15 protein-coding genes and 1 pseudogene are annotated in these 20,526 nt (G+C 72.9%); 7 read left to right on the top strand and 9 right to left on the bottom strand.

All coding sequences use genetic code 11. The annotated features are described in order from the left end of the window. The first annotated feature begins 19 nt into the window (after positions 1-19). Together ACRAS8_RS07935 and ACRAS8_RS07930 are read left to right on the top strand one after the other, a co-directional pair. Positions 20-1,128 (top strand): annotated as a pseudogene (locus ACRAS8_RS07935) (amidohydrolase family protein). Between the two features lie 287 nt (positions 1,129-1,415). Next, positions 1,416-2,849 (top strand): nucleobase:cation symporter-2 family protein, encoded by a 1,434-nt coding sequence (locus ACRAS8_RS07930; protein WP_438485177.1) that lies wholly within the window; start codon positions 1,416-1,418, stop codon positions 2,847-2,849. Positions 2,850-2,950: 101 nt separating this feature from the next. Here the strand turns inward: ACRAS8_RS07930 and ACRAS8_RS07925 are convergent, their stop codons facing one another. After that, positions 2,951-3,826, bottom strand: coding sequence for a chitosanase (locus tag ACRAS8_RS07925; protein ID WP_438485176.1), 876 nt, complete (start codon positions 3,824-3,826; stop codon positions 2,951-2,953). A 346-nt stretch (positions 3,827-4,172) separates the two neighbouring features. Between ACRAS8_RS07925 and ACRAS8_RS07920 the strand changes: the two genes are divergently transcribed. Continuing rightward, positions 4,173-5,702 carry a YfcC family protein gene (locus ACRAS8_RS07920; protein ID WP_438485174.1) on the top strand — a complete coding sequence of 510 codons (1,530 nt, stop codon included), beginning with the start codon at positions 4,173-4,175 and terminating at the stop codon, positions 5,700-5,702. Positions 5,703-5,797: 95 nt separating this feature from the next. Continuing rightward, positions 5,798-7,906 carry a tetratricopeptide repeat protein gene (locus ACRAS8_RS07915; protein WP_438485172.1) on the top strand — a complete coding sequence of 703 codons (2,109 nt, stop codon included), beginning with the start codon at positions 5,798-5,800 and terminating at the stop codon, positions 7,904-7,906. A 52-nt stretch (positions 7,907-7,958) separates the two neighbouring features. Here ACRAS8_RS07915 and ACRAS8_RS07910 read toward each other — a convergent pair whose 3' ends face one another. The 4 genes from ACRAS8_RS07910 to ACRAS8_RS07895 all read right to left on the bottom strand — a co-directional run bounded on the left by ACRAS8_RS07910 (position 7,959) and on the right by ACRAS8_RS07895 (position 12,814). Beyond that, complete coding sequence (locus ACRAS8_RS07910; RefSeq protein WP_438490379.1) at positions 7,959-9,632, bottom strand: translation initiation factor 2; 1,674 nt, start codon at positions 9,630-9,632, stop codon at positions 7,959-7,961. A gap of 274 nt (positions 9,633-9,906) precedes the next feature. Further along, positions 9,907-11,547 carry a malate synthase A gene (gene aceB, locus ACRAS8_RS07905; protein WP_438485171.1) on the bottom strand — a complete coding sequence of 547 codons (1,641 nt, stop codon included), beginning with the start codon at positions 11,545-11,547 and terminating at the stop codon, positions 9,907-9,909. Between the two features lie 316 nt (positions 11,548-11,863). Then, on the bottom strand, positions 11,864-12,442 hold the full coding sequence (locus tag ACRAS8_RS07900; protein WP_438490378.1) for a nucleotidyltransferase family protein: 579 nt from the start codon (positions 12,440-12,442) through the stop codon (positions 11,864-11,866). A 138-nt stretch (positions 12,443-12,580) separates the two neighbouring features. Then, positions 12,581-12,814 carry a hypothetical protein gene (locus ACRAS8_RS07895; RefSeq protein ID WP_438485169.1) on the bottom strand — a complete coding sequence of 78 codons (234 nt, stop codon included), beginning with the start codon at positions 12,812-12,814 and terminating at the stop codon, positions 12,581-12,583. Between the two features lie 490 nt (positions 12,815-13,304). Here ACRAS8_RS07895 and ACRAS8_RS07890 point away from each other — a divergent pair, with 490 nt between their 5' ends. After that, on the top strand, positions 13,305-13,592 hold the full coding sequence (locus tag ACRAS8_RS07890; protein WP_438485168.1) for a DUF5955 family protein: 288 nt from the start codon (positions 13,305-13,307) through the stop codon (positions 13,590-13,592). A gap of 28 nt (positions 13,593-13,620) precedes the next feature. Here ACRAS8_RS07890 and ACRAS8_RS07885 read toward each other — a convergent pair whose 3' ends face one another. Then, positions 13,621-14,424, bottom strand: a complete 804-nt coding sequence (locus ACRAS8_RS07885; protein WP_438485167.1) for an IclR family transcriptional regulator — start codon at positions 14,422-14,424, stop codon at positions 13,621-13,623. 435 nt (positions 14,425-14,859) lie between these two features. Here ACRAS8_RS07885 and allB point away from each other — a divergent pair, with 435 nt between their 5' ends. Together allB and alc are read left to right on the top strand one after the other, a co-directional pair. Further along, positions 14,860-16,200, top strand: coding sequence for an allantoinase AllB (allB, locus tag ACRAS8_RS07880; RefSeq protein WP_438485166.1), 1,341 nt, complete (start codon positions 14,860-14,862; stop codon positions 16,198-16,200). Further along, positions 16,197-17,327, top strand: coding sequence for an allantoicase (alc, locus tag ACRAS8_RS07875; protein ID WP_438485165.1), 1,131 nt, complete (start codon positions 16,197-16,199; stop codon positions 17,325-17,327). The genes allB and alc overlap by 4 nt, the downstream gene beginning before the upstream one ends. 39 nt (positions 17,328-17,366) lie before the next feature. Here the strand turns inward: alc and ACRAS8_RS07870 are convergent, their stop codons facing one another. The 3 genes from ACRAS8_RS07870 to ACRAS8_RS07860 form a co-directional block, all read right to left on the bottom strand. Further along, positions 17,367-19,292 carry a beta-N-acetylglucosaminidase domain-containing protein gene (locus ACRAS8_RS07870; RefSeq protein ID WP_438485163.1) on the bottom strand — a complete coding sequence of 642 codons (1,926 nt, stop codon included), beginning with the start codon at positions 19,290-19,292 and terminating at the stop codon, positions 17,367-17,369. A gap of 165 nt (positions 19,293-19,457) precedes the next feature. Continuing rightward, a complete protein-coding gene (locus ACRAS8_RS07865; protein ID WP_438485161.1) occupies positions 19,458-19,649 on the bottom strand; it encodes a DUF6126 family protein in 192 nt (63 codons plus the stop codon). A 100-nt stretch (positions 19,650-19,749) separates the two neighbouring features. Next, positions 19,750-20,379: a helix-turn-helix domain-containing protein gene (locus ACRAS8_RS07860; RefSeq protein ID WP_438485159.1), complete on the bottom strand. Its 630-nt coding sequence runs from the start codon at positions 20,377-20,379 to the stop codon at positions 19,750-19,752. Between the last annotated feature and the right edge of the window lie 147 nt (positions 20,380-20,526).

The raw sequence follows: 20,526 nt of genomic DNA, 5'->3' as shown, positions 1-20,526 counted from the left end.
AAAGAACGAGGAAAGCACCATGGCACCAGCACCGGCATCCCCTGACAGCGCGGTGAGGCAGCGCATCGTCATCGAGAACTGCGCCATCGCGACCGTCGACGCCGACGACACCGAGTACGCGAGCGGCCATGTCGTCGTCGCCGACAACGTCATCGAGTCCGTCGGCGCCGGCAAGGCCCCCGAGGGCCTGGCGAACGTCGTCCGGCGCGTCGACGGCACCGGCCACCTCGTCACCCCCGGCCTGATCAACACTTGCCCCCGGACTTCGCCGTCGAGACCACCGAGGGCGCCCTGCTCGGCACCGAGGAGGCCATCGACAGGCACCACGACTCCTCCTTCGGTTCGATGGTGCACATCGCCGCGGCCCCCTGCTCGCCGTTCTCCATCTCCACCGAACTCCTCCGCGAGGGCGCCGCGCTGGCCCGCCGCAAGGGCGTACGGATGCACACCCACGGCTCGGAGACCGTGGAGGAGGAGAAGTTCTGCCACGAGCTGTTCGGCATGGGCCCGACCGACTACTTCGAGTCCACCGGCTGGCTCGGCGAGGACGTGTGGATGGCGCACTGCGTCCACATGAACGACTCCGACATCGCCGCCTTCGCCCGCACGAAGACCGGCGTGGCGCACTGCCCGTCGTCCAACGCCCGCTTGGCCGCCGGCATCGCCCGCGTCCCGGACATGCTCGCCGCCGGCGTCCCGGTCGGCCTCGGCGTCGACGGCACCGCCTCCAACGAGTCCGGCGAACTCCACACCGAGCTGCGCAACGCGCTCCTCATCAACCGCCTGAACCCGGTGCACCGCGAGGCCGCGCTCAACGCCCGCCAGGCGCTGCGCCTGGGCACCTTCGGCGGCGCCCAGGTCCTCGGCCGGACCGCCGAGATCGGCTCCCTGGAGCCGGGCAAGCTCGCCGACCTGGTCCTGTGGAAGCTCGACGGGCTGGGCCACTCCTCGATCGCCGACCCGGTCACCGCCCTGGTCTTCGGGCCGGCCGCCCCGGTCACGCTGTCGCTGGTCGACGGCAGGCCGGTGGTCGAGGACAACCACCTCACCACCATCGACGAGGACGCCATCGCCCGCTCCACGCGGGCCGAGGCCCGGCGTCTGGCCCGTATCGCGGCCGAGGGCTGATCCCCCGGACGCGGCACACCCCCAACTCGGCCGGGAGGGACGGCTCCCGGCTGAGCTTGCGGACCCGAGCAGGGTCCGCAAGCGCCGGTCCCCGGGGGTGCGGAACACTCCGCACCCCCGGGCCGGTCACCCCCACAACCCCCGCCCAGGCGCCACAAGCGCGGCCATCCGTCATCCGTACGCTCACCAGCGCGACTTCGGCATCCCGCACCACATCGCACGCCCTCCGTGACAGGCTCGCCCCGCCAACTCCCCCCGGCGGAGCAGAAATCGACAGGAGGCCCGCAGTGGCCGCACCTACCGGGCAGAAGCCGGAGGCGGACCGGAAGCATCCGGTCGACCAGACCCTCCCGCCCTTCAAGATGTTCACCAGCGGCCTCCAGCACGTGGCCGCCATGTACGCGGGCGTGGTGGCCCCGCCGATGATCGTGGGGCCCGCCTGCGGGCTCAGCCCCACCGAGACCGCGTTCCTGATGGGCGCCGGCCTCTTCACCGCGGGCATCGCCACCCTGCTCCAGACCCTCGGCTTCTGGAAGGTCGGCGCCAAGCTCCCCTTCGTCAACGGCGTCTCCTTCGCCGGTGTCACCCCCATGGTCGCCATCGCCAAGGAACACCGTCCGCACGACGCGCTGCCGGTCATCTTCGGCGCGGTCATCGTCGCCGGCGTCCTCGGCTTCCTCCTCGCCCCCTACTTCTCCAGACTCGTCCGCTTCTTCCCCCCAGTGGTCACCGGCACCGTCATCACCCTGATCGGTGTCTCACTGCTCCCGGTCGCCTTCCGCTGGTCCCAGGGCGGCGACGAACAGGCTGCCGGCTACGGCTCGTTGAAGAACATCGCGATGGCCGCGGTCACCTTCCTGATCGTGCTGGTGCTGCGCCGGGTGCTGCGCGGCTTCCTCCAGCAGATCGCCATCCTGCTCGGCCTGGTCGCCGGCACGCTGCTCGCCATCCCGGCCGGCCTCACCGACTTCTCGGTGCTGACCAGGGCGCACCTGATCGGCTTCCCGACGCCGTTCCACTTCGGCACCCCGCGGTTCGACCTCGCCGCCATCGTCTCGATGTGCATCGTGATGCTGGTCTGTATGACCGAGTCCACCGCCGACATGCTCGCCCTCGGCAAGATCGTGGGCCGCCCGGCGGACGCACGCACCATCGAGGGCGGACTGCGCGCCGACACCCTCGGCACCGCGATCGGCCCGCTCTTCAACGGCTTCGCCAACAGCGCCTTCGCCCAGAACATCGGCCTGGTCGCGATGACCAGGGTGCGCAGCCGCTTCGTGGTGGCCACCAGCGGGGCGATCCTGCTCGTGCTCGGCCTGAGCCCGGTCGCCGCCTCGGTCATCTCCCTGGTGCCGCTGCCGGTCCTCGGCGGCGCCGGCATCGTCCTCTTCGGCTCGGTTGCCGCCAGCGGTATCCAGACGCTGGCCGGCGCCGCCATGGAGAAGGGGGAGAACGCGCTGATCGTGGCCGCGGCGCTGGGCATCGGCCTGATCCCCATCGCGGCGCCGGAGTTCTACCACAACTTCCCCAAGGACCTCCTGGTCATCCTGGACTCCGGCATCAGCACCGGCTGCCTGGCCGCCATCGTCCTCAACCTGGCCTTCAACCACTTCGGCGCGAGGACCGCATCCGACCCGGCGGCCGTCCCCGAGATCCCCCAGCAGCCCGACCGCGGCCGCATGGACGACGGCGAGGCCGCCACCTCGCCCACCAACCACTGAGGCTCCACCCACCGACAACGGCCCGTACGGACCCGGCAACCGCCGTTTCCTTACGGGCCGTTGGGATGCCCGGGCTAGGGACCACGGACCGCTGCGGGGGCTCAGCCGATGTGGTAGCTGTCCCCGTACACCTTCCAGTCCAGCGGTGTGTGCAGATCCAGGTTGCCGTCCCTGAGGAACACCCGCTGCTCGGTGTCCACCCTGCTGGTGTCGCTGTGTGCCGGCTCCTGCTGCATCGCCCACACCCGGGCGTCGAGGAAGGCGTTCAGATACGTCCGCTCGTCGCCTCCCTGGGCCGGCGGCTTCGCGTTGGCCAGCGCCCGCTCGCGGATCTTGGGGAAGCTCGTCCGGTCGTCGCCGGCGCCGTGCATCACGATCGCGTCGTAGTACGCGAACTGCCCCAGTACGCCGACCCCGTCGGCCTTCCCCTGTTTCACCGCCGGGTCGAAGTACACCCGGTCCCGCTCGTCGTCCTGCGCCTTCCGGAAGGCAGGGTCCTGCGCGGCCGTCCGCCAGTCCTTCGGGTAGTCCGGGTCCAGGCCGTCGTGCGAGTCGCTGCCGTCCACCTTGCGCAGCGCCGGGAGGTACTTGGCCAGGACGTTGTCCGGCTGCCGCTTCGTGTACAGCTCGACGAGCTCCAGCATGTCGTGCGTGCCGGAGGTGAAGCCGATGATGCCGCCGGTGTAGCCGCGGCCGTCGCCGATGTCCTCGATGTACGCGTACTGGGCCTTCCAGTCCAGCGAGGAGTTCTCCGCACTGGACACCAGCTGCATGGCGATCTCCTTCTTCGCCGGGTCGTCCAGCCCGATGGCGGCCCGCGCGGTGCGGGGTGCGGTGGGGGACGGGGCCGCCGCCCGGCCGTCCGGTGCGGCGGTGACGGCGACCGCGGTCGCGGGGACGGCGGTCGCGGGGACGGCGAGCAGTGCCACGCCGAGCGTGACGCGGGCGGCGGCTCTGGCTATCGATCGGGAGCGCATGGAGTCCTCCTGTGTCGGACTGGCCGTGGGGGTTCCCGTGGGGGTTCACCAATCGTTAGGAAGCTTTCCTACCAGACTCCGAGGGCGCCGCATAGCCGTCGAAAGCGCCAATGTGCGTTGCTTTCCGCCCAGTTGAGCCGTCAGGGCCGGTCGGGCGGTACGCGGATCGGAATGGAGTTTTGGAAGGGGGCTGGGCCGGATATCGGAAGCCGGATGCCGGACGCCGGAACCGAAGTCGCCAGCCCGGACGCCAGCAAGATGCCCTATATGCTGCGGTCTGCGGAAAATTGACTGTTATTCAACGTGTGCGTCCACGCAGCCGGGCGCCGCAGAGAGGGGGCCCTCGGTGCCCCACGAAGCCCACACCTCGGAACCCGAGGGGGAGAAGCGGCGCCGCTTCGCCTTCCCCAGTGCCCTCACCGTTCTCGTCCTGGTCACGGTCGTCATCTGGGCGCTGGCGTTCGTGCTGCCCTCCGGCACCTACGTCCGCAACGCCGCCGGCCGTCCCCTCCAGGGCTCCTACCACCGCACCCCGTCCGGCCGCACCTTCCCCGAGCGGCTCGGCGACCTCTTTCTCTCCCCGGTCAACGGCCTCTACGGAGTCAAGGACGCCCGCACCGGCCTGGTGGGCCCGGACCTGAGCGGCGAACTGTACGGGAGCGCCGGTGTCTTCCTCTTCGTCCTGGCCATCGGCGCCTTCATCACCGTCGTCTTCGCCACCGGAGCCCTGGACCGCGGCATCGGCCGCCTCGCCCACCGGCTCCGCGACCGCGGCGCCCTCCTCATTGCCGGAGTCATGGCCGTCTTCTCCCTCCTGGGCACCGTCGAGGGCTTCGCCGAGGAGACCCTGGGCTTCTACGGCCTGATCGTCCCCCTGATGCTCGCGCTCGGCTTCGACCGCCTGGTGGCCACCGGCGCGATCATCCTCGGCGCCGGCATCGGCGTGCTGTGCTCCACCGTCAACCCGTTCGCCACCGGCGTCGCCTCCTCGGCCGCCGAGATCTCGCTCGGCGACGGCATCCCGCTCCGGGTCGCGATGTGGCTGGTACTCACCGCCGTCACCATCGCCTACGTCATCCGCTACGCCCGCCGCGTCCGCGCCGACCCCGACCGCTCGCTCTGCGGTTTCCTCCCCGGCGACCGCGAGCACGCCCAGACCGCCCCCGACGTCTCCGAACCGCCGCCGCTCACCGCCCTCCACAAAACGGTCCTGGTCGCCGTCGCCCTCCTCTTCACCTTCATGATCTTTTCGGTGATCCCGTGGTCCGGCGCCGTCACCGGCCGCGCCGACGCGCCCCCGTACGCCTGGGAACTCGACTGGTCCTTCCCGCAGTTGGCGGCGATGTTCCTCGTCGGCGCGGTGCTGGTGGGGCTGCTGGCACGGATGGGGGAGCAGCGGCTCAGCGCGACCTTCGTGCAGGGCGCCGCCGACTTCATCGCGCCCGCACTGGTCATCGTCCTGGCCCGCGGCGTCACCGTCATCATGAACAACGCCAAGGTCACCGACACCGTGCTGCACTCCATCGAGGGCGTGGTCTCCGGCACCCCCGCCGCGCTCTTCGGCGTCATCGTCTTCATCGTGAACCTCCCCCTGGCCTTCCTCATCCCCTCCACCTCCGGCCACGCCACCCTCGCCATGCCGATTCTCGCCCCGCTCGCCGACTTCGCCGGCGTCACCCGCGCTGTGGTCGTCACCGCCTGGCAGGCCGCCAGCGGCTGGATGAACCTCTGGGTCCCCACCACCGCCGTCATCATGGGCGGCGTCGCCCTCGCCAAGGTCGGCTACGACACCTATCTCCGCTTCATCGCCCCCCTCCTCGCCCTCCTCTTCGTCCTGATCTGCGTCTTCGTGGCCCTGGGGGCGGCGGTGACGTGACGGGGCGCGGCAGGGCCGGGTGGGCCGACCCCGCCCTCCGGCCAGGTGGCCACCGGCCACTGCCCACTGTCAGTGCCCGCCCATAGAGTTGACCCATGGCCGAAGAGACGGGGATGACGCGGAACAGCGTGGCGGGGAAAGCCCGGGTGGGGAGCCTGGTGCAGGCCGAGCACATCGGATCGGTGCATCTGCACGGGCCGCCATCGGGTGCGCAAGGCCGGACGCCCTGTCAGTTACCGGTGGAGATCCAGCACTTCGAGAACCGCGAGGGCGAACAGGCGCGGGTCCACCGGGCCACCGAGGACTGGTGCGCGGGCGGCCCGGATCCGGCGCGTCCGCTGATCGTCAGCGTCAGCGGACTGGCGGGCGTGGGAAAGACGACCCTCGGCTTCCGGATAGCCCGACGGCTGTTGGAGAGCTGCCCCGACGGCGTGCTCTACGCGGACCTCGACGAGGGACGGCGCGACGGTACCGCGGACATCGCCGATGTGCTGCGCCAGATGCTGCGGTCGCTGGACGGTTCCGGGGACGAGGTCGGGCTCTCGCTCGCCGAGCGCCGCCGGCAGTATCTGGACGAGACCCGGCACCGACGGCTCGTCGTCGTCCTCGATAACGTTCGGCGCTTCGAGGGGGAGGCCGAGCTGCTGATGCCCGCGTCGGCCGGCAGCGCGGTCGTCCTCGTCGGCCGGCGCACGCCCGCCGACCTCGATCCCGGCGTGGCGGTCGAGCTGCCACTGCGTCCGCTCACCGAGGAGCACGCGGTGCGGCTCCTGCTCCGCATCGCCGGCGATCCGGCACCGGCCGCCGATCCGGAAGCCGTCGCCGAACTCGCCCGGCTGTGCGCCGGTCTGCCCGCCGCCCTGCGCGTCGCGGGCCGGTGGGTTCGCAGGCACCGGCGGCGCGGCTGGGCGCGGATGCTCGCCGGCCTCACCATCGAACTGCAGCAGAACGGCGTGCCGGAGACGGAGCCGGTGTGGAACGCGACCTACCACGACCTCGGCGCCCCGGCCCGTACGCTCTACCGCCTGCTCGCCGCCGAACCCGGGCCGGGCATCAGCCCGCAGGCCGCGGTCGCCCTCCTGGGCGCGGGGGAGGACACCGCCGAGGAGGCACTGGAGGAGCTGGAGGACGCCGGACTGCTGGACATCGTCCCGGATCTCGACGACGACCGGGCCGTCCGGCTGCGGATGCACTCCCTGGTCCGCGCCCATGCCCTCCGCCGCGCGGCGACCGACGCGGCGGACGGGGAGGCGGCCGGCGGGCGGCAGCGGAACATCCGCTGGCATCTGCGCCAGGCGCAGCGCGCCGACGAACTGTGGGCCGGTGAGCGGATGACCCTCGCCGCACGCGTCGCGGCACTGCCCGACGCCCCGGACGTCGACTTCCGCGGCAAGCCGGCGGCCCTGCACTGGCTGCACAGCGAGCGGCGGGTGCTGCACTCCTGCGTACGCGTCGCCTACGACGCCGGGCTCTACGCCGAGTCCTGGGCGCTGTGCGAACCCCTGTGGACGCATCAGCTCGACCACCCGGGCAGCGCCGACGACATCGACTCCTTCACCATCGGCCGGGACGCCGCCCTGCGTGCCGAGGACCTGCCGGCCGCGGTCCGGATGCGCTGCCAGCTCGCCCGGAAACTGTGGGAGAGCGAGCGGTTCACCGAGGCCGGGGAGGAGCTGGAAACCGCGGTGAGCGCGGCTGCCCTGCTCGTCGAAAGAGAGGACAAGCACCGCAAGCTGTACGCCTCCGCACTCGAATTCCGCGGCCGGCTCCAGGCCGAACGGGGCAAGTGGACCGAAGCGGTTCCGGACTACCGACGCTCTCTGAGCCTGCACCAGCAGATCGAGAACCCCTACGGCGAGATGCTGCTGACCTATCTGCTCGGGCAGGCGAGCGCGGGGATGGACGAACTCGACCGTTCGGTGGAGGAGTTGCGGCGCGCCCACGCGATGGCGCGGGAGCTGCAGCGCGAGCGCATGACCGCGCGCACCGGATTCGCCCTCGGCCGGGTGCTGCTGCGGCTGGGCCGGGCCGCGGAGGCCCGACCGCTGTACGAGGCCGCCCTCGACGCGGCACGGGAGCGCCGGTCCCCCTCCGAGCAGGTGCGGGTGCTGGAAGCGCTTGCCGGACTGCACCGAGAGGAGGGGGACGAGGAGGCCGCCGAGCAGTGCCTGGCCGCGGCCCGCGCCCTCCGCTCCCGGCCATGACCCCACGGACGACGGGACTTCGGACTCACTCATCCAGTTCCTGCCGCGGCTCTCAGAACGTGTGAGCCGCCTCGTCGTCCGTGGCCGGCGCGACGCGGACCGGATAACTCCGGTCCCCGATGCGGCAGTCGAGGGTCGCCGGCAGGGACGGCGCGCCGGTCGCGGCGAGCCAGCAGTGCACCGCCGACACCACCGCCGCCGGATCGGGCCGGAACACCCGGCCGCCCTCGGTGGCCGCCCCGATGCGGGCTGACAGCAAGGGCCCGCCGCGTCTGCGCAGCACACAGTGGGAGGCGGAGAGCACCACGGCGGCGGTCCGGCGGCCCGGGTACCGGTCGAGTGCCCAGGCGATCCAGCCGTCCACCGTCCAGCCGTCCACGGCCCCCGGGGCATCGGCCGGAGCACCGCGGGCGCGGCGGAAGAGGACCGCCGCGCTCCGCGCGTGCCGCACGCTCGCCGCGTTCTCCTCGGCGGCGAGGTGCGCGGCCGGCCCGTCGTAGTGCGGTGGACGGCGTTCGACGCATACGCGGTCGCCGTCGACGGTGGCGGACACCGCGTGGACGGCCGGCGCGCCCGCCGGGACGCGGGGGACCGGCAGCAGCCGGGGCTCGGCCGGTATGCCCGGTGGCGTCAGTCCGAGGCGCGCGTACAGCTCCGTGCGCAGCAGCGCCAGGGCGCGCCCCTGTTCGGCGAAGGCGGGCTCGGCCAGGGCACGTACGGCCCCCGGCCGGTGTTCCGCCACGACTCGGGCGATGTCCTCGGCGATACGGGCAGTGCCCGCCCATTCTTCCGGTCCCTGCGAGGGGAGGCTCAACGCCGGTACGGCATCGAGCAGTCGGGCCATCGGGCTGCCGGGTATCAGCTCGTCCCCGCCGTCGCAGACGGCCAGCAGCGGGCGGTCCAGGGCGGCCGCGTACAGCGCCGTCGAGCCGTGGTCGGTGAGCACCGCGTCCGCGGCCACCAGCACCGCCGCCCACTCCTCGTACGGCCGGGGCGTCAGGAGTCCGGCGTCGCGGGCCGGGGCGAGGCGCTCGGCGAGATCGTGGAGCCCGCTGCGGCTGTAGTCGTTCGGGTGCATGATGAGCGCCAACTGGTAGGAATCCGCCGGGAGTTCCGTGCGGAGGCGGGTCGGCAGGTGCGGGTGCCGGGCGAGCAGCGACTCCGGGCCCCAGGTCGAGGTGAGGACCACCAGCCGGCGGCCCCCGGTGCCCAGCGCGGCGCGGTATCTGTCGCGCAGTCCCGCTGAGGCGAGCAGCCGGTCGAGGGTCGGGTCGCCGACCACCGTGGCGCGTTCGGCCGCCGCGGGACACCCTGCGGCCAGCTCGGCGACCTGGCGGGGGTGGGCGAGGGCGTGCAGCGCGGCCAGCGGTGCGCCCCGGCGCAGCAGATAGGCGGCGTCCAGGCCGGAGGCGGAGTCCGCCGTGCCCTCCTCGGGGAGCGCCTTGCCGAAGCCCGCTCCGTGCGGCAGCAGGACGAGCGGCCCCCGGAGCCGGTCGAGTTGGCCCTTGGGGCTCGCCGCGAGCGTCAGGTCGTACGGAGTGCGCAGGGCCTCGTCCCAGGGGACGCAACGGGCCCCGATGGCGTCCAGGGCGGCCAGGGCTTCGATGCCGAACTCGGAGCCGGGGACGAGCGTGAAGCGGCGCTCGATGCGGTCGTCACCGGAGAAGACGGGCAGGACGTCCAGGAGCCGGTGCAGCGCGACCGCGGAACGCGCCGCGAAGAGCACCACCCTGCGGCCACCGGACCCGCTGCCCGCTGCCCGCTGCCCGCTGCCCGCTGCCCGCTGCCCGCTGCCCGCTGCCCGCTGCCCGCTGCCCGCTGGCGCAGGGTCCATCCTAGTGCCGCCGGTCGCCTCCTGTACGCCGTTTCCGCAGTTCGGAGCGGGTTCCGGCAGGGGTATCGGCGGCATGCCAGCGATGGTACCCGGGGCGTGCCGGAGGGCCGGTACGCACCCGGTGCCTACCGGCCCTCCGGCCTCCTCGAGGAATCGACGACCCGGCTCAGCCCAGCAGCTCGTACGCCGGCAGGGTCAGGAAGTCGGCGTAGTCGGCGTCCAGGGAGACCTTCAGGAGGAGGTCGTGGGCCTGCTGCCACTTGCCGGCGGCGAAGGCGTCCTCGCCCACCTCGGCGCGGATGGCGGCCAGTTCGTCGGCCGCGACCCGGCGGACGAGGTCGGCGGTGGCCTTGGTGCCGGCGTGCTCGCCGTCCTGGAAGACGACGCCGGCGTTGACCCACTGCCAGATCTGGGAGCGGGAGATCTCGGCGGTGGCGGCGTCCTCCATCAGGCCGAAGATGGCGACCGCGCCGAGGCCGCGCAGCCACGCCTCGATGTAGCGGGTGCCGACCCGCACGGCGTCGACCAGGCCCTGGTAGGTGGGCTTGGCGTCCAGCGAGTCGACGGCGATGAGGTCGGCGGCCTCGACGTGCACGTCCTCGCGGAGGCGGTCCTTCTGGTGGGGCTTGTCGCCGAGGACCGCGTCGAAGCAGGCGCGGGCGACCGGGACCAGGTCGGGGTGGGCGACCCAGGAGCCGTCGAAGCCGTCGCCGGCCTCCCGGTCCTTGTCGTTCTTGACCTTGGCCAGGGCCTTCTCGTTGGCCTCGGGGTCACGGCGGTTGGGGATGAAGGCCGCCATGCCGCCGATGGCGTGCGCGCCGCGCTTGTGGCAGGTGCGGACCAGGAGTTCGGTGTAGGCGCGCATGAACGGGGCGGTCATCGTCACCGCGTTGCGGTCCGGGAGGACGAACTTGGCGCCGCCGTCACGGAAGTTCTTGACGATGGAGAAGAGGTAGTCCCAGCGGCCGGCGTTCAGGCCCGAGGCGTGGTCGCGCAGCTCGTAGAGGATCTCCTCCATCTCGTACGCGGCGGTGATGGTCTCGATGAGGACCGTGGCGCGGATGGTGCCCTGCGGGATGCCGACGTAGTCCTGGGCGAAGACGAAGATCTCGTTCCACAGGCGGGCTTCGAGGTGCGACTCGGTCTTGGGCAGGTAGAAGTACGGGCCCTTGCCGAGGTCCAGCAGCCGCTGGGCGTTGTGGAAGAAGTAGAGGCCGAAGTCGACCAGGGCGCCGGGGACCGGGCGGCCCCCGAACTGGAGGTGGCGCTCCTCCAGGTGCCAGCCGCGCGGCCGCATCACGACGGTGGCGAGCTCCTCGGCCGGCCTGAGGGCGTAGGACTTGCCGGAGCCCGGGTCGGTGAAGTCGATCCGGCGCTCGTAGGCGTCGATCAGGTTGAGCTGGCCGCCCACGACGTTCTCCCAGGTGGGAGCCGAGGCGTCCTCGAAGTCGGCGAGCCAGACCCGGGCGCCGGAGTTGAGCGCGTTGATGGTCATCTTGCGGTCGGTGGGGCCGGTGATCTCCACCCGGCGGTCGTCGAGCGCGGCCGGCGCCGCGGCCACCCGCCAGCTGTCGTCCGCGCGGATGTGCGCGGTCTCGGGGAGGAAGTCCAGCGTGCTGGTGCGGGCGATCTCGGCACGGCGCTCGGCGCGGCGGGCGAGCAGCTCGTCGCGGCGGGGGGTGAACCGCCGGTGCAGCTCGGCGACGAAGGCGAGCGCGGCGTCGGTGAGGACCTCGCCCTGCCGTTCCGGGGTGTGGGCGGGGTCGACTTCGACGATGGCCAGCGGGGACGGCGCTGGTGCGGACATGAGCTGTCACTCCATTCAGCGGCGGTGCCTGGCGGCCGACGGGCACCTGGGCGGCACGGGGTGCCGCGGGTTCCTGGATACGGTCGCGGGCGCCGTTCGGGTACAGGGCGCTTCTGACCAGTGGAGACTAGTTTCCTTATCGCGGAACTTCAATGGTTTGTTGATGTCGAGATTCTCCGAGTCGACACAAGTGCTGATCGAATGGCTCTCGGTGCCACACCGCTCACTCTCCATTACCCCGACTCCGGGGTGGCGGACACCGGCGCGGCCCGGCTCGCACCGTCCCGACGTGGCCCGGCCGGCCGCCGGCCGCCCCTCACTCCAACCGTCGCAGATCGTCCGGTGTGTCGATGTCGTACGCCTCGGCCACATCCCCGCACTCGACGAGCGCGAGGTCCCCGGCGTGCTGCCGCAGATAGGCCCGCGCCCCGCGGTCACCCTCCGCGCCGGCCGCGATCTCCGCCCACCGCTCGGCGCCGAACAGCACCGGATGCCCCCGCTCGCCCCCGTACGCCGCGGCCGCCAGAGCGTCCCGTCCCGTGTACGCGGCCACCACGCGGGCCACCGCGGCGGCGCCGATGCCCGGCTGGTCGACCAGGGACACCACCACCGCGTCCGCCCCCGAACCGGCCAGCGCGGCCAGCCCCACCCGCAACGACGAGCCCATGCCCCGTTCCCAGTCCGGGTTGACCGAGACGCCGTAGGGCGCCAGATCGGCCCGCTCCCGGACGGTCTCCGCGGCTGCGCCGAGCACGATGTGCACCGGTGCGCAGCCGCCGTCCCGCAGGACCCGCGCGGCATGCTCGACCAGCGGGTGCCCCCGGTGGTCGAGCAGTGCCTTGGGCCGTCCCCCCAGCCGCCGTCCGCCGCCCGCGGCGAGCAGCAGCCCGGCCACCTTCCCCTCGGGCCGTACGGCCCCCGCCTTCCCCCCGGCGCCCGCGCTCTCCCCTGGATGTGCCATGGGATCTGCTTACCTCATGGCGTCACGCGGCGCCCTGTGCCGTCCGGAATCGCCGTCCTGTGCCGTCCGGAATCAGGCGGCGCCCCCCGATGTCCGCTGCCGTGGGATCCTCGGCCGTGGCCGGCCCCGTGGCTGCTCGGCCCGCCCGTCCGTGTGCGGATGCTCGGCGACGTAGCGGTGTATGTGCTCCTCGGTGATCTCGGAGGCGTCGGCCAGGCCGTACGCCCGGCAGATGAGCCGGATGACGCTGAGGCGCCGGGGGTCGGGGCCGGGACGGTCGGGGTCGGGGCCTGGGTTGGGCTCCATGGCGTTCTCCGATCCAGTGGTCCAGTGGTGTGCGATTCAGTGATATGCCGGACATTTCCCGGAAGGGAGGATGCTCCATCGCGTGGCGCCGTACGCCTTGTACGGGATACGCCCACGCCAACGGGTGCCAGAGGGAACGCACGTACTGACGCATGCTCAGAAGGCCGGCGGGTATTCGCGCGTGGCGTTCGCCGGTACCCCTGGGACGTGAGATGCCCAAGAGGCGGACGAGGTCGGCGTGGAACCGGCCGTGCGGTCGGGAAAACGAGGGCCGGGAGGCGAAAACCGGCCAGGGGGCACGGGTGGGGAGGGAGTCGGGTCATGACGCGGCCGAGGGTCCGGCCCGGGACCGTTCCCGGACCGGCGACCGGTATTTCGGCTCTCCGTATGGCGCTCGGCACACACCGTGGCGTTAACTGTCCCGCATTGCGGAACGGGCAACGGCCGGGGAGGCGCCGTCGTTGGGGAACAGGTGCGAAGGGACAGCCGCGTGACCGGGGGCGGAAGCGACCCGCAGGTCCGCGAACTGCGCGTGGCGGTGGCCCGGCTCCGCCGTCAACTGGCCCTGTTGCCGGGGGAGTTACCGGACCGGACGGCCGCCGACGAGGAACTGGCGGCACTGGACGCGATGGTCGGTCACGGCGCGCCCGAGGTGCCCCGGCTGCGCCGTTCGCTGCTGCTGATCGCCGGGGCGGTGGGGTCGGTGAGCGCGCTGTCGCCGGCGCTCTCGGAGGTCCGGAAGCGGATCGACGGCTTCGGCGAGCTGCCGCGGGGATGAGGCGGCGCCGGCCGCCCCATCCGGGACGTCACGCCGGCGTCTGGCTGGCCAGCGCCACCGACAGCTGGGCCGCGACCTCCTGGAGCACCGGGACGATCTTGTCCGTCGCGGCCTCCGTCACCCGGCCGGTCGGCCCGGAGATGGAGATCGCCGCGGAGGTGGGGGAGTTGGGGACCGGGACGGCCAGGCAGCGGACGCCGATCTCCTGCTCGTTGTCGTCGACCGCGTAGCCGAGGCGGCGGACGTCGGCGAGGGCGTCGAGGAAGCGGTCCGGGTCGGTGATGGTCTTCTCGGTCGCGGCGGGCATCCCCGTACGGCCGAGGAGGGCCCGGACCTCCTCCGGCGGGTGGTTGGCCAGCAGGGCCTTGCCGACGCCGGTGGAGTGCGGCAGCACGCGCCGGCCGACCTCGGTGAACATCCGCACCGCGTGCCGGGAGGGGACCTGGGCGACATAGACGATCTCGTCGCCGTCGAGGAGGGCCATGTTGGCGGTCTCGCCGGTCTCCTCCACCAGGCGGGCCAGATACGGGCGGGCCCAGGTGCCCAGCAGCCGGGAGGCGCTCTCGCCGAGCCGGATCAGGCGCGGGCCGAGGGCGTACCGGCGGTTGGGCTGCTGACGGACGTAACCGCAGGCGACGAGCGTGCGCATCAGGCGGTGGATGGTCGGCAGCGGGAGCCCGCTGCTCCCGGAGAGCTCGCTCAGACCGACCTCGCCGCCGGCGTCGGCCATCCGCTCCAGGAGGTCGAAGGCGCGCTCAAGGGACTGGACCCCACCGCTGGCGCCTGCGGGCTTGGCATCGGTGGCGGAGGTGCTGGCGCTGGACGACGGCACGTCGCGTTCCTTTCGGGCGGGTCGGATCGGTCTCGGCTCTACGCCTTGCGGGCGCCGGGCCCGACCGGAGCAGCCTACCGGTCACACCGCGCCGGCACAGCGCGTATCGCACAGTCGTTCCTGCCGGTCAGCGGCTGTATGCCCGCCGGGGCGGGCCGCATGCCCGAGATCTCCCGACGGTGCCAGTGGCCGTAGCTACGTTCTGCTGCGCGAAATCTACTGTCCATTCTATGGAATCCTCCAAATCGCCGGAGGGGCATGCGCGCCGGCCCGGCCGCCGCGCCGGGGTCTTGACTGGCCGTGGCCCGAAGTGAAGACTCATTCAACAGACTGTTGAATTCCGGTAGAGGTTCGCTGAATTCCGTAGGGGTCCGCGCCCGCCGCGCCCCGCATGCGCCGGTCCGCGACCATGAAGCAACGACTGGGAGGTACTGGGTGTCCGAAACAGAGCTGGTGCTGCGCTCCACGCGCGTCGTCACCCCGGAGGGTACGCGGGCCGCGTCCGTCGCCGTCCGGGACGGGAAGATCACCGCCGTCCTGCCCTACGACGCCACGGTCCCGGCCGGCGCCCGGCTGGAGGACTTCGGCGACGACGCCCTGCTGCCCGGCCTCGTGGACACCCACGTACACGTCAACGACCCCGGCCGCACCCACTGGGAGGGCTTCTGGACGGCCACCCGCGCGGCCGCCGCCGGCGGCATCACCACGCTCGTGGACATGCCGCTCAACAGCCTCCCGCCCACCACCGACACCGCCGGCCTCGACACCAAGCGCGCGGTCGCCCGCGGCAAGGCCCATGTCGACGTCGGTTTCTGGGGCGGCGCCGTCCCCGGCAACGTCAAGGACCTGCGCCCGCTCCACGAGGCCGGCGTGTTCGGCTTCAAGTGCTTCCTGTCGCCCTCCGGCGTCGACGAGTTCCCCCAGCTCGACCAGGAGCAACTGGCCGCCGCGCTCGGCGAGACAGCCGGCTTCGGCGGGCTGCTGATCGTGCACGCCGAGGACCCCGGCCACCTGGCGGCCGCCCCCGAGGCACACGGCCCCAGGTACGCCGACTTCCTCGCCTCCCGCCCCCGGGCCTCGGAGAACGACGCCATCGCCGGCCTGATCGACCTCGCCCGCGGGCTGGACGCGCGGGTGCACGTACTGCACCTGTCCTCCGCCGAGGCGCTGCCGATGATCGCCGCCGCCCGCGCCGACGGCGTACGGATCACCGTCGAGACCTGCCCGCACTTCCTCACCCTGACCGCTGAGGAGATCCCCGACGGCGCCACCGAGTTCAAGTGCTGCCCGCCGATCCGCGAGGCCGGCAACCAGGACGCCCTCTGGCAGGGCCTGGCCGACGGCACCATCGACTGCGTCGTCTCCGACCACTCGCCCTCCACCGCCGACCTCAAGACCCCCGACTTCGGCACGGCCTGGGGCGGCATCTCCTCCCTCCAGCTCGGCCTGCCGGCCATCTGGACCGCCGCCCGCGAGCGCGGTCACGGCCTGGAGGACGTGGTCCGCTGGATGTCCGCCGCCCCCGCCGAGCTGGTCGGCCTCGACGCCAAGGGCGCCATCGCGCCCGGCCGGGACGCCGACTTCGCGGTGCTGGCGCCCGACGAGACCTTCACCGTCGACCCCGCCGCACTCCAGCACCGCAACAAGATCACCGCGTACGCCGGCAAGACCCTGTACGGCGTCGTCCGCTCCACCTGGCTGCGCGGCCGAAGGATCAACGACGGCACCACCCTCGCCGAACCCACCGGCGAACTCCTCGAAAGGCCGCGCGCATGACCACCGGCGACCTCCCGCGCTACACCGGGGACGCCGGTCCCTACGGCGGCGGCGACCCCTACGCCGACTACCGCACCCCGGGCCCGGCCGGCTTCCCCTTCTCCCACCTGCCCGACCTCGCCGACCGGCGGCTCGGCGCCGGCGTACTCGCCGCCAACGACGAGTTCTTCGCCGAGCGCGAGAACCTCCTCAAGCCCGAGGCCGCCCACTTCGACCCGGAGGCGTTCGGCCACAAGGGCAAGATCATGGACGGCTGGGAGACCCGGCGCCGCCGCGGCACCGACGGCGACCACCCCTTCCCGGCCGCCGAGGACCACGACTGGGCGCTGGTCCGGCTCGGTGCCCCGGGCGTGATCCGCGGCATCGTCGTCGACACCGCCCACTTCCGCGGCAACCACCCGCAGTCGGTCAGCATCGAGGGCGCCTGCGCCGAGGGCTCCCCCTCGCCGGACGAGCTCCTCGGCGACGGTGTGAAGTGGACCCCGCTCGTCCCGCGCACCGCCGTCGCCGGGCACGCCGCCAACGGCTTCGCCGTCCACGCCGAGCGGCGCTTCACCCACCTGCGGCTCAACCAGCACCCCGACGGCGGCATCGCCCGCCTCCGGGTCCACGGCGAGGTCGTCCCGGAGCCCCGCTGGCTGGCCGCGCTGGGCACCTTCGACCTCGCCGCGCTGGAGAACGGCGGCCAGGTCGAGGACGCCTCGGACCGCTTCTACTCCTCGCCCACCCACACCATCCAGCCCGGCCGCTCCCGCAAGATGGACGACGGCTGGGAGACCCGGCGCCGCCGCGGCGGCGGCAACGACTGGGTGCGCTACCGCCTCACCGGGCAGTCGGTGATCCGCGCGGTGGAGATCGACACCGGCTGCCTCAAGGGCAACGCGGCCGGCTGGGCGGCGCTCTCCGGGTGCGACGGCGAACACGGCGACTGGACCGAACTGCTGCCCCGCACCCGGCTCCAGCCCGACACCGTCCACCGCTTCCTGCTGGACGACGCGCCCGCGCTGACCCATGTCCGGCTGGACATCTTCCCCGACGGCGGCATCGCCCGGCTCCGGCTGCACGGCTCGCTCACCGAGGAGGGGGCCGCCCGACTGGCCGCCCGCCACCGGGAACTCAGCGACTGACGGGGCGTCAGGACAGGAAACAGATGTGACGGCACCACCTCATTGCCCGCGCCGCCCGGCCAGTGCGTCCGCGACGAAGGTGTCCAGTACCCCGTCGCCGACCACCACCGGGATCCGCTTCCCCTTCATGTCCACATAGACGTACGACTTCGCCTTCGTCACCAACCCCGGGATACGCGCCCGCAGTTGCCGGGCGGTCGCCGCGTCGCCGGACCGGTCCGCCCCGATCAGCCGCAGCGCGTCGCGGGCCGCGACCGCCCAGGCCCGGGTGGCGTCCAGCCATGGCGCGGTCTCCCGGGCGAAGGCGCGCCCGGGGAGCCGGTCGCGCAGCACCCCCGGCGCGTCCCGCAGGCCGCGCAGTACGGCGTCCAGCCGCCGGGCGTCGCCGTCCCGGCGGAACCGTTCGAGCGCGGCGGAGAGTTCGGGCGCCTGACGCGGGTTGATGGCGGAGGTGTAGTTGACGTCCGCGAAGGCCCGCAGGGCCCGGGCGGCCCGGGCGTCGCCGCCGGCCAGCTCGTCGATGGCGATGTTCCAGGAGGCCCGGGCGTCGTACGCCCGGTCGTTCCAGCTGTAGTCGGCGACGGTGGCCAGCGCCAGCTTGGACGCGGCCGGCTGGATCATCGGGTTCGCGGTGATCCCGGCCAGCCGTTCCGGCACCCCGGGTTCCCGCGCGTTGTACGGGCCGAGCATCAGCCGCTTGCTGACATAGTCGTTGACCGGGTAGTTGTCCCAGAGCAGGATCGGGTGCCCGTAGAGCTCGCGGGCCCGCCGGGCCTGGTCGGCGGACATGGTCGGCGCGATCACGCCCACGCCCGTCCACTCCACCAGCACATTGGCGTCCAGCTTGGCGGCGAGCGCCGCCTTGTACGGCGTCGCCTTGAGGTCGGAGTACTCGGTCGGCACCATCTGGAGCGGCCGGGCGCCGGGGTGGCGGGCGATGAACTCACGGTTGACGCGGTCGAGCAGCTGCGCCTGCGCGGTCCCGGCCGCCCCGCCGCCGGTCCCGAACTTCTCCTTGTCCGCCGCGCAGTTCCACTTGGTGTAGCTGATGTCGTCCAGCGGCACCGCGAAGGTCCGCACCCCGATGTCCCACAGCGTCTGGAACTTGGCGGTCAGCGCCCGGACGTCGGAGGCCGAGCTGTAGCAGACGGACAGGCCGGGGGAGAGGGCGTAGGTGAACTCCACGTGCCGCGCCCGGGCCCGGTCCACCAGCTCCTTGATCTGGTCCAGCCGGTCCGCCGGGTACGGGTCGCGCCACTTCTCCCTCAGGTAGGCGTCGTCCTTGGGGGAGTAGACGTAGATGTTCATCTTGTGCCGGGCCGCGAAGTCCAGCTGGTCGAGGCGGGCGGCATGCGACCACGGGGTGCCGTAGAAGCCCTCGACGATGCCGCGCAAGGGGGTTGCCGGCCAGTCCCGTACGACGGTGCCGGGCACCCGGGCGCCCGGACGGTCGCGGTGCGGCAGCAGCCGGCTCAGCGTCTGGGCGGCGTAGTACGTGCCGGCGGCGTCCTTTCCGGCCAGCGCGATCCGGCCACGGGCCACGGCCAGTGTGTAGCCCTCCGCGGGGAGTCCGGCGGTGCCGCGCGCCCCCAGCGCCGCCAGGGCGTGGTCGGCGGCCGGCCCGTTCACGTAGACGGTCAGCCGTCCTCCACCGGGGGCGGCGCGCGCGGTCCGTTCGACGTGCTGTGCGCCGGCGTCCTTCAGGGCCCTGGTCACCAGTGCCAGCGCCGGGGCGTCGGTTCCCGGCCCGGCGACCAGGGTCACGGTCCGGGTGAGCGTGAGGTGGTCGGAGCGGTCGTGGACGGACTGCGGGGCGGGGGAGAGGGAGGCGACGGCGGGCCGGGTCCGGTCGCCGCCGGGCCCATGGGCCGGCGCGGCGCCGGACGGCCCCGCCGTGCCCGCCAACGGGATCACGGCGAGGGCCACGGCGAGGCCGCCGGCGGCCGTGGTGCGCGTACGGTGCATCCTTCGGTCCTCCTCGGTGCAGCGAGGTTCACGGACGAGTCTGGAGCGTGCGTCGCGCCGAGGGCCCGCTGCCGGGCGCGCGTCGGGCACGGTGCGGCAGCAGGGTTCACCCGATCGCCGGGCCGGGGCAAGAGGGCCGGAGCAGGCGGGCGGAGCGTCCGGTGGCTAGCGGGACTTGGCGAGGACCACCAGCAGGCTCATGAAGGCCAGCAGCACGTGGGTGGCCACGACGTAGACGAAGACCCGTACGTACATGCCGCGCGGTGGCTTGTTCTCGACGTAGCGGCGCGAGGTCGGGGCGTCGGGCACGCCACTGGCCTGGGGAGTGGACGGGGCGGAGGTGGTGTGGTCGGGCACGGCGAACGGTCCTTCCCTTCCGGGACGGTGGACGGGGCGGTGGCTGGCGGAACGGTGGACGGGGCGCAGTGGCGGGCGCAATGGTGGCGGACGGTGCGGCTCAGCCCGGGCGGCGGTGCGCGGCGCGGTCGCCCAGACACAGCTCGGCGGCGCCGCTCTGCAGCAGCGTGTGGACGAACAGCAGCTCCGTGCCGCCGCGCGAGACGGCGGCCAGCCGGTGCGGGACGAGCGAGTCGAAGTGCGCGGCGTCCCCCGGCTCCAGTACGTGCACCGCCTCGCCGAGGGTGAGCCGCAGCCGTCCGGTGAGGACGTAGAGCCACTCCTCGCCCGGGTGCACCCGCACCAGATCGCCCTGCGCCCGCTGCGGCACGTGCACCCGCAGCGCCTGGAGGGCGCGCCCGGCCCCGCCGACGGTCCAGTACGTCCAGCCGCCGGCCTCCGAGGGCTCGGCGCGGCCGGCCCGCACGATCGGATCGCGCTCCGGGGCGGTCTCACCGAGCAGGTCGGATACCGTGGTGCCGTACGTGCGGGCCAGGGCCAGCAGCATCGGGAGCGACGGCTGCCGCTGACCGGTCTCCAGCCGCGACAGGTGCGCGGGGGACAGCCCCACCCGCCGGGCCGCGGTCTCCAGCGTCAGCCCGCTGCGCCGCCGCAGCTCGCGCAGGCGCGGGGCCACGGTGGTCAGCTCTTCCGGGGCGGTGCCGGAGGGCGGATCCGGGAACTCGGTCATGTCACCGGTATAGCCAGCCTTCACCTCTCAGGCAAAGTTTTTGCCTGAGAGGCAAAAACGCACGGGCGCCCGGAGGGGTGGGCGGGGCGGCGGAACATTTCGGATGTTTGCGCCGACCGTGCGCGACCTGTGTGAACTCCCGGGAAA

The organism is Streptomyces sp. S186, from assembly GCF_051603415.1.
Taxonomy (GTDB): domain Bacteria; phylum Actinomycetota; class Actinomycetes; order Streptomycetales; family Streptomycetaceae; genus Streptomyces.
Note: the sequence above shows the minus strand (reverse complement) of the source record. Positions and strands in the feature narration are given on the sequence as shown.

What these genes read in the sequence shown, in the direction of transcription:
- ACRAS8_RS07925 (WP_438485176.1), bottom strand. Translation starts at nt 3,826, where the DNA reads ATGCGCTCCCGATCGATAGCCAGAGCCGCCGCCCGCGTCACGCTCGGC.
- ACRAS8_RS07915 (WP_438485172.1), top strand. Translation starts at nt 5,798, where the DNA reads ATGGCCGAAGAGACGGGGATGACGCGGAACAGCGTGGCGGGGAAAGCC.
- aceB (WP_438485171.1), bottom strand. Translation starts at nt 11,547, where the DNA reads ATGTCCGCACCAGCGCCGTCCCCGCTGGCCATCGTCGAAGTCGACCCC.
- ACRAS8_RS07895 (WP_438485169.1), bottom strand. Translation starts at nt 12,814, where the DNA reads ATGGAGCCCAACCCAGGCCCCGACCCCGACCGTCCCGGCCCCGACCCC.
- alc (WP_438485165.1), top strand. Translation starts at nt 16,197, where the DNA reads ATGACCACCGGCGACCTCCCGCGCTACACCGGGGACGCCGGTCCCTAC.
- ACRAS8_RS07870 (WP_438485163.1), bottom strand. Translation starts at nt 19,292, where the DNA reads ATGCACCGTACGCGCACCACGGCCGCCGGCGGCCTCGCCGTGGCCCTC.
- ACRAS8_RS07860 (WP_438485159.1), bottom strand. Translation starts at nt 20,379, where the DNA reads ATGACCGAGTTCCCGGATCCGCCCTCCGGCACCGCCCCGGAAGAGCTG.